12 protein-coding genes are annotated in these 13238 nt (G+C 52.0%); 2 read left to right on the forward strand and 10 right to left on the reverse strand.

All coding sequences use genetic code 11. From position 1 onward, the window contains the following. From BCF11_RS01015 to BCF11_RS01040, 8 genes are all read right to left on the reverse strand, one after another. Positions 1 to 831 carry a hypothetical protein gene (locus BCF11_RS01015; protein WP_098493092.1) on the reverse strand — a complete coding sequence of 277 codons (831 nt, stop codon included), beginning with the start codon at positions 829 to 831 and terminating at the stop codon, positions 1 to 3. Continuing rightward, entirely contained in the window at positions 818 to 2356 is a 1539-nt protein-coding gene (locus BCF11_RS01020) for a hypothetical protein (protein WP_098493093.1), read from the reverse strand. The genes BCF11_RS01015 and BCF11_RS01020 overlap by 14 nt, the downstream gene beginning before the upstream one ends. A gap of 125 nt (positions 2357 to 2481) precedes the next feature. Further along, positions 2482 to 3483, reverse strand: coding sequence for a hypothetical protein (locus BCF11_RS27340; RefSeq protein ID WP_143751221.1), 1002 nt, complete (start codon positions 3481 to 3483; stop codon positions 2482 to 2484). A 141-nt stretch (positions 3484 to 3624) separates the two neighbouring features. After that, on the reverse strand, positions 3625 to 3894 hold the full coding sequence (locus BCF11_RS27345; RefSeq protein WP_143751222.1) for a hypothetical protein: 270 nt from the start codon (positions 3892 to 3894) through the stop codon (positions 3625 to 3627). A gap of 20 nt (positions 3895 to 3914) precedes the next feature. After that, positions 3915 to 4181, reverse strand: a complete 267-nt coding sequence (locus tag BCF11_RS01025; RefSeq protein ID WP_098493094.1) for a PAAR domain-containing protein — start codon at positions 4179 to 4181, stop codon at positions 3915 to 3917. Positions 4182 to 4457: 276 nt separating this feature from the next. Continuing rightward, positions 4458 to 5816, reverse strand: a complete 1359-nt coding sequence (locus BCF11_RS01030; RefSeq protein WP_158229119.1) for a DUF2875 family protein — start codon at positions 5814 to 5816, stop codon at positions 4458 to 4460. Positions 5817 to 6113: 297 nt separating this feature from the next. After that, on the reverse strand, positions 6114 to 7949 hold the full coding sequence (locus BCF11_RS01035) for a DUF3274 domain-containing protein (RefSeq protein ID WP_158229120.1): 1836 nt from the start codon (positions 7947 to 7949) through the stop codon (positions 6114 to 6116). Further along, on the reverse strand, positions 7946 to 10675 hold the full coding sequence (locus BCF11_RS01040) for a type VI secretion system Vgr family protein (RefSeq protein ID WP_143751223.1): 2730 nt from the start codon (positions 10673 to 10675) through the stop codon (positions 7946 to 7948). Before BCF11_RS01040 ends, BCF11_RS01035 begins: the two co-directional genes overlap by 4 nt. 542 nt (positions 10676 to 11217) lie before the next feature. Between BCF11_RS01040 and BCF11_RS01045 the strand changes: the two genes are divergently transcribed. Further along, positions 11218 to 11415 carry a type II toxin-antitoxin system VapB family antitoxin gene (locus BCF11_RS01045; protein WP_098493098.1) on the forward strand — a complete coding sequence of 66 codons (198 nt, stop codon included), beginning with the start codon at positions 11218 to 11220 and terminating at the stop codon, positions 11413 to 11415. Next, positions 11412 to 11783, forward strand: a complete 372-nt coding sequence (locus tag BCF11_RS01050) for a type II toxin-antitoxin system VapC family toxin (RefSeq protein ID WP_098493099.1) — start codon at positions 11412 to 11414, stop codon at positions 11781 to 11783. Before BCF11_RS01045 ends, BCF11_RS01050 begins: the two co-directional genes overlap by 4 nt. Here the strand turns inward: BCF11_RS01050 and BCF11_RS01055 are convergent. Both BCF11_RS01055 and BCF11_RS01060 read right to left on the reverse strand, forming a co-directional pair. After that, a complete protein-coding gene (locus BCF11_RS01055; protein ID WP_098493100.1) occupies positions 11731 to 12768 on the reverse strand; it encodes an LPD1 domain-containing protein in 1038 nt (345 codons plus the stop codon). The two genes, BCF11_RS01050 and BCF11_RS01055, sit on opposite strands and share 53 nt — an antisense overlap. After that, on the reverse strand, positions 12765 to 12965 hold the full coding sequence (locus tag BCF11_RS01060) for a hypothetical protein (RefSeq protein WP_098493101.1): 201 nt from the start codon (positions 12963 to 12965) through the stop codon (positions 12765 to 12767). Before BCF11_RS01060 ends, BCF11_RS01055 begins: the two co-directional genes overlap by 4 nt. Positions 12966 to 13238 lie beyond the last annotated feature (273 nt).

Below are 13238 nucleotides of genomic sequence, written 5' to 3' on the forward strand. Positions count from 1 at the left end.
TCAGGCTACCGGAAAGAAGGAATCGAACTGCGAGAACGTCATTTGAATTTCCTGCACCGTGTCGTCTCGCCGCGACAGGTCAAATTCAATGCTGGCCGGGCGCATATATAGAACGCTCTCGTAGCCACCGCGATTGCTCGCATCGGTAATAAAGGAATGCAAGATACGGATCTTGACCAGGTATTCGATGGGTACGCCGACGCAGCCGTCCCGCTTGGTCGCCGCTGCCGCTTTCGATTCAAACCATTTTTTGAGCGTACCCACCGAATCGTCCATAGTCGTGAGTCGCAGGTCGACAGATTCCAAACTATGCACCGAATCTATCGACGCTGACCCGACCCGCATCTTGTCCCCTGTAATCGTCCAGGGCGAATAATTTACTTCAGTTGCAAACAGGTTGAACATGCTGGCGCCGTCGCCGGCCATCAGCTTCGACACCAACGAATCCATACTGGACGGCATGAGATCGGTGACTTCAATCAGAAACAGGTTTTTCTTGGCATACCGGGTTGCGGAACATTCGTCAAAAATCGCCTTGGCTTCTGCCGGAGTAATGCCGCCCAATAGCGGTGTCGGCGTGGCCCAATAGGCTGCCAATGCGGCCAGGCCATCCACGCGCGGGAAATAATTCGCGAGTAGCCCCGAATCCAGTACAGAGAGCGCAGCACCTCCCAGATCGCCGCTCAGCAGCTTATTGCCGACACCTAGGCCGGTATTGACCAGCGCCCCTAAGCGTGGTGGCAGATATTTCTTGGCTTGACCAATGGCCGCAATGGCGCCCGCGCTCTTCGGCAAGGCAATGCTGCTGGCAACGTTATCAAACAGCCCCAATATCGCTCTCCTCGGCAGCTTTGGCGACCATGGCCTTGGCATAGGCGGCCGCCTCATCTTCGTCTAGCAGCATCTGCTTCGCCAGGAACATGGCGGTCGTCTTTTCATCCAGACCCATCTCTTTGATTTGAGACATGACCTGCGCCAGCATAGCGGCGGAGTTTGCCGACTCCAGACGTGTTCTCTGCTTCTCGGCTTCCATGGCCGAAATCGAACCGTAGAAATTAATGTTCCAGGGACGCTCTTCTTCCGAAAACACGATGCCGTAGCGATGCATCGTGTGCAGATCAATGACGGAATTGAAGAAGTCGGACAGTGCGCCACGGATGATCCGTGACTTTTCCGCCACCTGGGCGCTGACGCGGAAGAAGCCGCCATCGCCCAGGCCGCCAGACAATTGATCAGCGAAGCCCAGCATCGACAGATCCACCCCCAGCGCACCGCCCAGCAAGCGCGCGTGCATCATCACATCCTCGATCGACAGCTCGCCATTGCGACCCGAGTCGCCGACCAGCTGGGATAAATTCGTGAGCTGTTTGTCACCGTGGTACGGCAGCACGGTGGTGAATTTCTCCAGTATCGGCTGTCCATGCTCAATCGCCCACTGCGCGCGCTGCTTGGCCTGCTTCAGCATGGTCATGACGCCCTCGCCGAATTTCTTCTTCTGGTCCGCCGTCATGCCATCGCCATTGAACCCCAGCACGCGCTCATCAATCGAATCGGCGAAGCGCTGGCCAATCAGGCCAAGCAGTGACGCATACAGGTGGTCGTAAGCCTCTTCCGCCTGGTGCAAGAAGGAGCCGCCCACCATCGACGGCAATATCGGCAGTTCATCCAGGTCATTCTCCGACAAGGCCATTTTGATGACCTTGTCCTGCACCGCAAACTGCGGCACCCAGATCTGCCGCGGCATTTTGAGGCGCAGCAGTTGCGTTGTATCCAGTCGCTCGATCGCCTTGGCGCCGGAATACACCATATATCCCACGGTGCGATTGCCTTTCTCGTAGGCTTGCACCATAGGCGGCCGGACAATCTCCCCGAAATATAATTCACGGATGCCGCTGCTATCGACGTAGGGGCGCGCGTAACTATCGCCAAAGGTCGCCCCGTTATAGGCCATGCAATGCGCCATTTGGTTGAGTTTCGGCGTCAGGGCGGCGTCGATCTCATCGACCATCTTGGCGAGTTTGATATTTTTGATGGTCTCGGCTTTTTTCTCGATGAACACCGTATTGCCCGTTGTCTCATGACCGCCGAGCGCGGACGTGACAATCAGCGACAGCGCGCCGGACACAATCGGGTCGCCTTCCATGAACGACCATTTTTGATAGATCTGTGCGCGCATGCGGGCGGCGCGACGACCGGTTCCCAGGAGAGACTGCGATGCGGCCCCGAAGTCAAACGCATAGGGATCGTCCTTACCCAAGTCGTCCACCTTCTCGACGTTCCCAGAAAACCATTTCTTTGCCGACGTGCCCATTTTGCCGAAGAGGCCGGGCGCATTCTTCTCAGTGTCTTTTGCCATGTGCCGCTCTGAATAGTCTGTATTCAGTATTGTCGGACACAAACTCAGGGCAAATTTTTCGTGATTTCCATCTGCGGTGGGAACAAAGGCAGATCAGAATACCCGCGGGATATTCAGTCCACGACTTAAAGAACTTTTGGCATTGAGAATCGTTTTATCTTCTTACTATTGTTCAGCTTCTTTTGCTGATCTTGCGCAATACGACGACATTCACGGCACCAGGTACCTACCTTAATTGCCGCTGGCTTAGCCTCCCAGCGATGCCCCTCAATACACTGCCATGTCAACGGCGTTTCAAGGTCTTTATACACCTCTGACAAGCAACTCCCACCATGCTGTGCAGCCAATTTCTGCATCGTTTCTATACCCAACCGCCGGCTTACAAGCGCGCATTCTCGGCACCAATGCTGTTTGATCCGCCTGGGAGTACTGAGCCAGGTATGGCCTCCCGCACATTGCCATTCCAAATTAGTTGAGGAATCGACATAAGTGCTGGATACACAGCGCCCCTTCCTGGAAACCGCAATCGCTTGCATTTCCTCAATAGTGCCGCGTCGTCCTTGGTGAACGCATTTCATGCACCAGCTACCGGAAATGACGCTGTGACCTGTCGCCTTCCATACATGACCTTTAGCGCAGCGCCAACTCACCGGTACTTTGCCGTTGCGATAGGTTTTTGGCAAAAACTCGCCGCCGCGCTCTTTCGCTATTCGCTGCACATCCTCCAAGCTCGAACGTATGTGGGAATATGCGCAAATTGGACACCAACTACCACTTTTTACGCTAGAGGGGGTACTGAACCACTTATGCTTCTTGGCGCATTGCCAGCGCAACTGGGTCTCAAGATTAACGTAGGTTTTTGACAGACATTGGCCATCATGACTGAGCGCAATCCGCTGCATTTCATCTAGGGTAAGGCGTCTGCCGTTCAGCCAGCATTGCCGGCACCAACTCCCTCTTCGAACAGTTGCCGGAGTCGCATTCCATTGATGCTCTTTAGCGCATTGCCACAGCAAATTGGTCGTGGAATTAATGTAGTTTTTAGACAAACACAATCCACCTCGCTCGCTGGCGAGGCGCTGCATCTCTTCAATTGTGAGGCGTCTGTAGTTACCCTTAACCATCAATCGCAAATTCCCGAAATCTGCCCGTCGTCGCATACAAACATTCGCTGCGCATGGACACTCACCAACAAACATTGCACAAAATACAACTATAAAATGACAAGTATATAACCGAACTCAAGCGTGCAACGTTGATTTTCACAACTAGGAATATTTGACCCAGACCAATGCGGCGGCGGCGAGCGCAATTAATGCATAAATCGAAATCGCCAGCACAGAGCGCCCCTTAGGAACCGGATCTTCTACAGATGGACCGCCAGGTGCCGCTTCATTAATTTTGGAGTTCTGCGGGAAAATTGAGGGAGCACTACTTACGGCCAGAACTGGCGCAATGTTCTCCCTGCCAAGTGGCACGTTCAATATGCCGTCAACACCATCTTGCGCATGAATATTTATATTTGAAGTCAATGGCATGAGAAATATATAAAAAAGAATTACGCTGCAACCGTCGCATTTGCAGTACAGATCACCGCGCAACCACATGCGCTGCGATGCCCATGCAGCACGACCGGAATACCTTCATCCAGCATAGTGCCGTCACCCTCAATTATCGGATTAATCGCGTGCCCTGGAATTGGACAAGTCACCAAATCGCCTACGCGGACGACGCGGCGATCATCGATTGTAAAACTGCCACTTGCCTTGATCACCTTACCGCCGTGGGTCGTGGCATCACCTTCACAACAAATCGGACGGCTCATCAGAACATTCCTTAAAATGGGTTATCAATCGTGAGGTTCAATTTTTAAGTTTCGTTCTTTCTTGCCAGCTATTAATACCTTGTAATTCATCTTGGGTACAAGCGCGGAGCCCTTGATTGTTTTGTGGATCAAGTGTGCATGGATCCGTAGCTGGTGCAAAGGCTGTAACGCAACCGGAAAGCATGAACGAGAGTGAGCCTATTACCATGGCACTGCGGGTCAGCGGTTGAAAGCAATAAGCGGACGGCTCACTTCGATGTTCCTTGCAATGGTTTATCATTTGTGGGGAAAGTATGGGCGCTTGATGGCGGCGTCCTTTTTGATCTGTTCCGCACTAGGAGGAGTTACCAGCAAAAGCGTAGCCCCATCATTTCGGCGCAAATTCGCAACCAGTGTCGCGCCACCCGATTGCCTGCCTGCCATCGACGCCAATGCAACAGCTACGAAGGGGCTACCCGCGCCAGTGTCACCCAATATTCGCGCTAGATCATATCCATATTTGGGATCAAGCAAATCGAATTCAGGGTCGATAGCGTGAAAGCTTTGTACCAGCGGCAAAAAACGCGTCGAACTTGTACGATCATCCCAGACACTGCCGTAGTCGTAGAAGATACGAGCAGGCAGAGCTCCCTTCAACGGCGCCAACGCCAGACGCAAAGCAGTTTCCATGCGCACCTGGCGCTCTGCTGCTTTGAGCGGCTTTCCTTGCTCGTCAAGATACGACACCACTTGCGGACGATGCAGAGTACCGAGGTTCTCCAGATGATCGTATTGCTCAATTTGGAACGGGGTCCATGGTTCGGCGATAAAGGGGGTCGAAACAAATGCTTGCGGAGGATTTTTCTTCCAGCCGTCAAACTCGGACCAGTTACGAGCGGGACCTTCGCCGTCGAAACTCTCAACCTTCATCGTATCTTTTACCAACGGAGCGAAAGGACGCAGCCAGTCAATGCGGCCGCGACGGACAAGGGTCAAAAACGTCCAACTATCGCTGATCGTACGGGCCTGCTTAGGACGATAAGCTTGCTCTGCCATCTTGTTAAAATGCGGACGGTCACTAACATATGTTCCAGCTGCTCGCTGAATGACCCCATCTTTTGCCGCTACACCGACAGCCGGAAGATCAGTATGCTGGTCGAACGTGCTGAAGATAGTCTGCCAAAGCTTATCGGGCTCATCGTTCAAGTAAGAGTTCATTACTTGTCCGCTTTGAGTCAGCAATCCAGAAAACTCCCCCCTGGATGTATATGGAGTGTCGTCTTTGGTTATTACAAAACTATCTGCATTTGCATAACGTTGCTTTTCCCTTGCAGCCTCTTCATCTGGTCCATGCCAGGCTGGTCCTACTACCGCTATTGGTAGCGGGTAGCGATCCATGAAATCACGCATCGCGACATCTACCGCATCCTCTTTGCGCTTAGCGCTCATCATTTGCGATTCGTCGAGATTCTTTGGGTATTGTTTGGGGTCTTGCGATACGAGATAGCTGCCGTTGCTTTCTACAACCGCGTTCCACAAATTAAATTTAGGAAAGCTCGGATGATTGCGCCAGGTTTCTACGCTGACGCCGACGCCGACCAATTCGAGCGAATCAACAGCAGGAAAATTGGTGGCAGGTACTTGTGTCTGTGGCATAGAGGAATCCATCTTGTTAACTATCGGAGTGGCCAGAACATGCGCACTTAAAAGTGCACCTATTACCATGGCACAACGGGCCAGCGGTTGAAAGATTGTCATTCGCCGCATCAGTTGCTACTTTGTCGCCTCATTGCATCTTGCGTCGCTTGAGACTGACGTAATTCTTCGGGAGTACAGAGTCGAACGGATGTGTCCTTTGGATCACGGGTACACGGATCACTTGCTGGAGCAAACGCAGTGATACAACCAGACAGCGCGAGAACACTTGTTAAGGACACGGCCAGCAAGGCGCTACTAGTGACGACTTTGAGTACGATATTCATTTTGCTCCTCTATAACCTGATCTACAGTTTGACTTGTTACATATGGGTTCAGGCTCGCAACCGTGCAAGCTCTGGTAAACCCCGGCAGCAATCCGGCTTCGCCCGAAGGACAGTAATATTTGCAATTACCAAGAAAAATATCGCGTTCCTCAGCATCTATATTTTTGTCCAATACACCTACGACTCCTTGCGAAGGAGGTGGAAATGAAGCATCTTTATTATTGCTAGTAATATCTGTAACTGTTCCTCGCCAATTGGTACGCCAATCAGCCGCCGCACGCAGAAAGGAAATCCACGTCACATCATTGTTTTTCAGGATGCCGCTGACGCCAACACAAAGATCATATGCAGTCGCTTTTTGTGAGTGTTCAATACTGCTGACGATACTTGAGTGATGAGAGTTTGCATCGTCTTTATTGAGCCATCGAGCTTGCGCCTCCTCCGGTGTCTTGTCAGTAGGCAGGACTCCTTCTTCTCCCTTTTTTTTGTAAGGATTGGCTACAGCAATCGCGGCGTCAATAGGGCCGTTCATTAGCCTCGCAGCTCCAAGATCGGGTACAAACGGTTGCGGCAATGCTTCCGCATTGATCAGTCTATGACGGCGAAAGGTGAAACCCGAATTCCATTTGAAACTAATGGTGTATTCTTTTGGGTCTTCTCCTACTTTCGCAGCGTCGGCATTCTTGCCATCGGGCGAAGCAAACATACGTTGAAAAAAACGACTCCCCAATTTTTCTCGCATGCCATCGTAGACGCCCCACCAACCAATACCTTGAATATTCGGTAGCCCAACCGTGGCATCGTCAGGGCTAAAATAAAGGTAAACCTTGCCTCTGTTATCTCGTTCCTTATTGGCGTTTGGCGCCCAATCTGCGCCAGTGGATCCAAGTTTTTTAAGGTCGGCGAACGCGGGGACTACAGCTGGGCCTTTTGTAATGTACTCAGCAATAATCTGCCGCAACGTCTCCTCACGAGCATATGATGTCTGCTGCTCGTTCCCAGTTTGAACTTGTTCTAACAGAGGTTCATCAACGCTGTACGGCGGGTTGTTCATAATGAAGACATCAGCCTTCATGTTCTTACCTTCCTTGGCAAGCATGGCGTGCGCCAGCAGCGTCACAAAACATCCTTGGCTATGTGCGACGACATTGATTGGCTCATTGGGTGATTTTTTCCGGATGACTCTAATTAACGCCGCCAGCCGTTGTGCTGCCAACACCATATATGTTCGGGGCGGTGCGCTAAGCAATGGATGTGTTCCACTCTCTGGGTCAGCTCGTCGAACGCCCCAATTGCGATTAAAACCTGGACCAAACATGTCCGGTATATTCGTTGTTGCATTGGCAAATGGACCGCCATTTTTGCCATACCGTTTATCTATCCGATTGCCAAAACGATCCAGATATTGACCATGTGTCGCTGTGGTTTTGGCCAAACTGGTTATTTCTCGAAATCCCCAATAAAACGGAATAATTGACGATGTGGCTTTGTCGGGTGGGCGTTGATAGTACACTTTGTCGGGATCAGCGCTGACCTCTTCGGCCGTAAATTTTTTGCCATCCTTTGGTGGCGGCGGTACTGTCCAATCTGGACAGGCGAGATCCTTGCGGAACAGCCGCTTGTTTAACCCCGCACACAAGCCTTTCTCTTGATTCGGAAAGGCCTCGCCGACATCATTTACTCCGTGAACCAGAATTGTGATACACGGCATCGGCGTTTTAACTTCGACATAAGCGGTCGATTGACTGGGTAATAGCCAGTGCAATTCATCGCCCACAACTACGAGATTTTCATCCGGTTCAGTCATGCTGGGGCCTTCCATACTTGAATGTTTGCAATGCGCATTGCGTCTTTTTCAGCCAATTTTGTCAAGCCGTCTGCTCCGGTCACCCCTTCGATGGTTTGGCCGTCGTCAAGCTTGATCTTGTAGTTGTGATCCGCTACGGCGTTTGCCTTGTCGCCGTGCTGGTATAGCGCGAACTTGCGCCCTGTATTGCCGCTATCGAAAGTAGGCATATTGGCCGCCATGCTACCCGGCCCAGTAAATGAGCGGCTCGCCGATTTGAAGACCAGATTTCCAGGGCAAACGATTTCGATATTGCCGTCTGCGATCTTGATATAAGCACCGCCACTGGTCATGGTGATGTGCTTGCTGGCGGACATCAGAATGTGATCTTCGGTCGACATGATTGACACGCTTTTGTCTGCAGTAATTTCGATCATGTTCTGCTGCGCCTGCTGAATAATTTTACCTTTGTTGGCGATGGTGCGGATGTCGCCATCAAGTGCGAACTGTTCGATGTCTTTGCCAGCTGTATGTAGAATCGACTTAGCCGCGTAGTGCTGTTGGTTGCTACCCGCCACTGTATCGATGTTCTGCCCAGCGTAGTGGGTCTGGTCTTGAGGGGTGGCGCTGGCAATGCCTGCAGGCGAACTAAACGCCATCACAGGCTGGCCGCCAGCAGTCGCCCCTTTGCTGTCAGCTTCGTCGCCCGCACCATGGCCAAGCGCATCAATTGCAGCGGTCAAGTCTTGCTGCGGTTTAGAGTCGCGCTCCCCGCCCTGGTGCTGTGTTGCAGCTTGGCCAAGGCCTTTTGCAAGGTCAAGCGCCTTTTCCAGGCATTTGATCAGTTCGTCACGACTAAGAATGCCGCCGACCGCTTTGGCTCGACCATCGGTACTGAGCAACAATCCCCTATCGGCGCGAAGCGCGGCCGCGCCGCCAGTTTCCAGAGCAAGTCCTTCGCCGCGTGCATCCTTGCGGCCCGCATTGTCTTCGATGCGCGTGATGTACCCCAGCGATATAGAAGAATGGAGATGATCGCTTTTTAGCTGTGTTTGTATCTTCGAATTGGAGTCGTCGAAAACTAGGTGGTTGCTGCGCCCGCCGGCGACATTGCCGCCATCGGGTGTCAACTCGCGCGTACGAAAACCGGACAGCGCCTGTTGGTCAGGCAGCTTCCACGGCGGCATATTCCGTTCGTTATAAACGGCACCGGTGATAACCATGCGGTCAGGATTCCCGTCCAAACAGGCCACCACGACTTCCATCCCTTTACGCAAAGGGAATTCCGCCCCCAGCTGTGCGCCGGCGATGGGGCTCATCACCCGCAACCACGCAGAGCTGCGCTCATTGTTTTCCCCTACGCGGTCCCAATGCAGCTGCACACGTACTCGTCCATATTTGTCGACATAGACGTCCTGCCCATCTGGGGTTACAACCGTAGCAGTTTGCAATGTCGTGATTTTGGTGTCGACGCTACTGAAATTGCGACCCGGCCGCCACGGAACATTTTTGCTGATACAGATCGCATGATTGCTGTAGTTCGCGGGAGCATCGGCTTGTTGCAAGTAATTATTGCTGGCGCTATGGATGACGCTGACGATCTGGTATTCATTGCTCTCAGAAGCAGAGCCCGAAGCACCGGCATTAAAATGTCCGGTCAAATGAAAAGATCGTCTAGGCTGCATGTTGCGATTATTCCCTGCGGCTTGCATTTGCTCGCCACCGGCCTCAATTTCTTCAATCCGCCGGCGTGCCAGGCCGTCACCATCCTGACCGTCCTTGAAACCGTAGGCGCCCGCGTATTCGTAGGATTCGACATTGAGTACGTCGCCTTGTTTCGCCAACGTCGGCATATTGACATTGGCCGGCACAGGGCTCTTAAAATTGAATCCCGATAGCGCGACTTTGCTGGCATGAATGTCGCGCACGCGACTCCACTCGCCGATGGCGTCTTCTTCCTTCGCACCGGCATGACGCTGAAAAGGAATCTCGGCGCTGCCGCCATCGATAGGTGCGGCTTGAGTCGAATCATCACTCAAGACGAGCTTGTGGCCCTTCTCACTGTGTTCGTACCAATAATGTAAGCCGGCAGCTTCCCAGTGACGATGCAGATAGTTGTGATCGGATTCTTGAAACTGGCAGGCCATCGTGACTGGTGTTTCAGCAGCTTTGACCTGGTAATCCCAGTCGGCATGCGTGCCATAATCTTTGAAAACGCTTTCCGTCTGTTCCCGTAGCGTCTTACCATGGAACAGAAAATTATCTTTGCGGATGTGCAAATACGCTAACCACGGTTTCAATACCATCGAGTAAAACGCCAAGCTACCGTCGGTTTTTACGAGTTGGAACTGGAAAACGTAACCGTTGAAAAAGCGCACACTGCCGTCCGCCCTTACCAGGGAGATCGTGACCATCTTGCCCATCACATCTTCGAGCGGTATATGCGCGTCCTCGGCGAGGATTTCTAGCGTGTACGTAAAATCGCGGGACAGGCCCTCATCGGCCTCCAGGCGGTTCGCCAACAAAGTAGCGCTTGGACCGTCGTCGTGGGGAAAACGGAGGCGCAGGATGCGAGCATTTTGCCGATCACCACCAAGTCGTATTGCCTCGAACAAAGCTTGCGCATTTCCCATCGGATACCCCTGCGTTTTCAATTTGATAAGTCTTATTTTGCCACAAGCCGTTATTGTGAGCTCAATAAATATTGAAATACAACAACTATTTGACGATTTAACAAAATTCATCATTTGCGTATACAAAAAAATATCCAGACCCGCAGATCTGGATATTTTCTTTGACTTACCAAGCCGCGCTTACAGCATGCTTGCCCCAAACTCAACACTTTCATCCATCAGCACGTAAAACTCGCCATTGCCGAAAAGGTCGAACTGCCGCACGCCTTGAAATTGGGTAGCGTCGTACATTTCAGCAAACTCAGAGTTACAGCACATCCCGAATTAACATCTGATGGCTAGAAATCTGCGCGTACATACGGGCGGTACGATGGCCAGTACCCAGCAACAGCTGCGAGGTCGCTCCGTAATCAAAGGCATAGGGATCGTCTTTGCCAAGATCGCCCACCTTCTCGACGTTCCCATTTTGCTGAAGAGACCGGGCGCATTCTTCTCAGTGTCTTTTGCCATATCCGCTCTGAATCGTCTGTATTCAGCATTGTCAGGCAAAAGAACATCATGACTTTTCGGCGGCTTCCATCCCCAAGGCAGGGCATGAACCAATTAAAGCATCATTTGATGCTATAATTGATTCATCAATTCTCAAGGAGCACGTTATGCGTACAACAGTTAATTTAGATGATGCTCTTCTTGCCCGCGCGCAAACGCTGTGTGGCCTGGAAGAACGCAATGCCCTGCTGAAGGAAGCGTTGAATGCATTGATTCAGCGTGAAAGCGCGCGTCGCCTGGCGCGTTTAGGCGGCAGCGAACCACAATTGCAGGAAATTTCACGTCGCAAAGGCGAGACGCAATGATTTTGGTCGATACATCCATCTGGATTGACCATTTGCGCGCCGGCAGCCCAGCACTCGCCGGACTGCTTGAAACAGGACTGGGTTATTGTCACCCTTTCGTCATCGGCGAACTCGCATGCGGCAGCCTCGGCAACCGGAACGAAATCTTAAATTTATTGCAATCGCTACCGCAATTACCCCCCGCCACCAACGAGGAAGCATTGTTCTTTATCGAACAACACAAGCTCATGGGGCGTGGCATTGGGTATATTGATACGCATCTGCTGGCCAGCACGGCAATCCATGCCGCCCGCCTATGGACCCGAGACAAGCGCCTCAAGACCATCGCTGAAGAGATGGGGCTGGACTATCAACCTGTGACGCATTAAAGATCGAATCTAACAAGGCCTCATTAGCATTCGCCTTCTCGAATACTTGATTTTTGCGGATCACCTCGAACAGATTGTCGAATGCTGCATTAATTTTGATTCGCTCATCCCCTTCTGGAAAGGGCTTGTACTGGATGTCCAACAGTGGATCATAGCGATATTTGTTGTCAGCGAAAGCGCTTAAATAATCATTCTGACGCTCTTGCTGCGCCATTCGATCTTCGATCCACGCCTGAAATCCCCTCGCGGACAGTTCTTCAAGCTGAGACCAGTAGCTCCCCAACTGCCCCTTATCCAACGTGGCCGCCTCAAAAGCAAAGCTTGAAACGCCCTTCCCGACAGCTAGCGTTGCCATCGTTTTTCCTTCGCTCGCGTAATAAGCTACAGCAAGTTTGCGCCACTGATTTCTCTGTTTGGCAATACGCGAATTTCCCGTCGAACTCGGCGCCAAGAACGCATCAACGGCGAGGATGCCCGCCGTGGCGCTGCCTGCGTCTTTGATAGCACGTGCGATTCGATTGCGCGGCGCATCAATATTGTATTTGGCGGTATTTACGTCCTTCTCTGTAAATTTAATCACTTCCGGTGCACGCAGATCTCCATCCATAATGGCCCTGCTAAGTGCTTTGACAGCGTCACGTAACTCTCCTTCCGGCAACAAATTAGGATTCGCTGTCACGAATTCATTTTTCTTTCCCGAAGATTGTGCGTTGACCAATTCATGCATTACATTGTCCAAAGCATGGAAATACTCGTGACCAAGCGATCCACCACCTCCCATCTTGGTTAAATTAATGACGCGATGTATCGGTTCATAGTGCGCGCGAGCTGCGTTCTTGCCGCCAGATCCGCGCGCGCCAAATACCATCCCTAGACGCCCCCTAAAGCCCAGTAACTCTTGGTCAATACCCAGCATATCGGCGAGATCAGACATCGCTGCGGCTGTTTGCTCGACGTGAAACTTGGCACTGTTGGGATCTTTCAACACCCAATTCCCAGACTGCACGTCACGGAACGGAACGATCCGCGCGGCTGTTCAATGGCGATTGCCATGCCATAAAGGATGGTTCTGCCTACTTTGTAGTTGCCTGCCAGTTTTTGCGCCTGAGTCGGCTCTCGCAGGTGATTGTTGCCCATTGCGCCACCATGGGCATCGGCTTCGATGCGCGTGAATTCGTCCATGTATCCCCTTCATTGCAGCCAATGATAGGGGGAACGGGAGCACGATTTTTGAGGTGTTTTCCTTGATGAAAGACCAGCTGCCGCCACAGATGCCTTGGCTGCAACGGGACCATTGCTCTGTGTCAGAGCCTAACGCGGAGCAATGGCTTGATGGCCAATTCCCTTTAGCAAATCTGTCTGAACGAAGCCTGCAAGCCGTTACGCCTCGTCCTCACAATAGGGATCGATACAGGCAGTTCGAATCCCTCGCCATTCACAGTACAGTGATCACAA

The sequence above is a fragment of the Collimonas sp. PA-H2 genome, from assembly GCF_002564105.1.
GTDB lineage: Bacteria > Pseudomonadota > Gammaproteobacteria > Burkholderiales > Burkholderiaceae_D > Collimonas.

Coding starts and splice junctions, on each gene's coding strand:
- BCF11_RS01020 (WP_098493093.1), bottom strand. CDS start 2,356: ATGGCAAAAGACACTGAGAAGAATGCGCCCGGCCTCTTCGGCAAAATG.
- BCF11_RS27345 (WP_143751222.1), bottom strand. CDS start 3,894: ATGCCATTGACTTCAAATATAAATATTCATGCGCAAGATGGTGTTGAC.
- BCF11_RS01025 (WP_098493094.1), bottom strand. CDS start 4,181: ATGAGCCGTCCGATTTGTTGTGAAGGTGATGCCACGACCCACGGCGGT.
- BCF11_RS01030 (WP_158229119.1), bottom strand. CDS start 5,816: ATGCCACAGACACAAGTACCTGCCACCAATTTTCCTGCTGTTGATTCG.
- BCF11_RS01035 (WP_158229120.1), bottom strand. CDS start 7,949: ATGACTGAACCGGATGAAAATCTCGTAGTTGTGGGCGATGAATTGCAC.
- BCF11_RS01040 (WP_143751223.1), bottom strand. CDS start 10,675: ATGATGAATTTTGTTAAATCGTCAAATAGTTGTTGTATTTCAATATTT.
- BCF11_RS01045 (WP_098493098.1), top strand. CDS start 11,218: ATGCGTACAACAGTTAATTTAGATGATGCTCTTCTTGCCCGCGCGCAA.
- BCF11_RS01050 (WP_098493099.1), top strand. CDS start 11,412: ATGATTTTGGTCGATACATCCATCTGGATTGACCATTTGCGCGCCGGC.
- BCF11_RS01060 (WP_098493101.1), bottom strand. CDS start 12,965: ATGGACGAATTCACGCGCATCGAAGCCGATGCCCATGGTGGCGCAATG.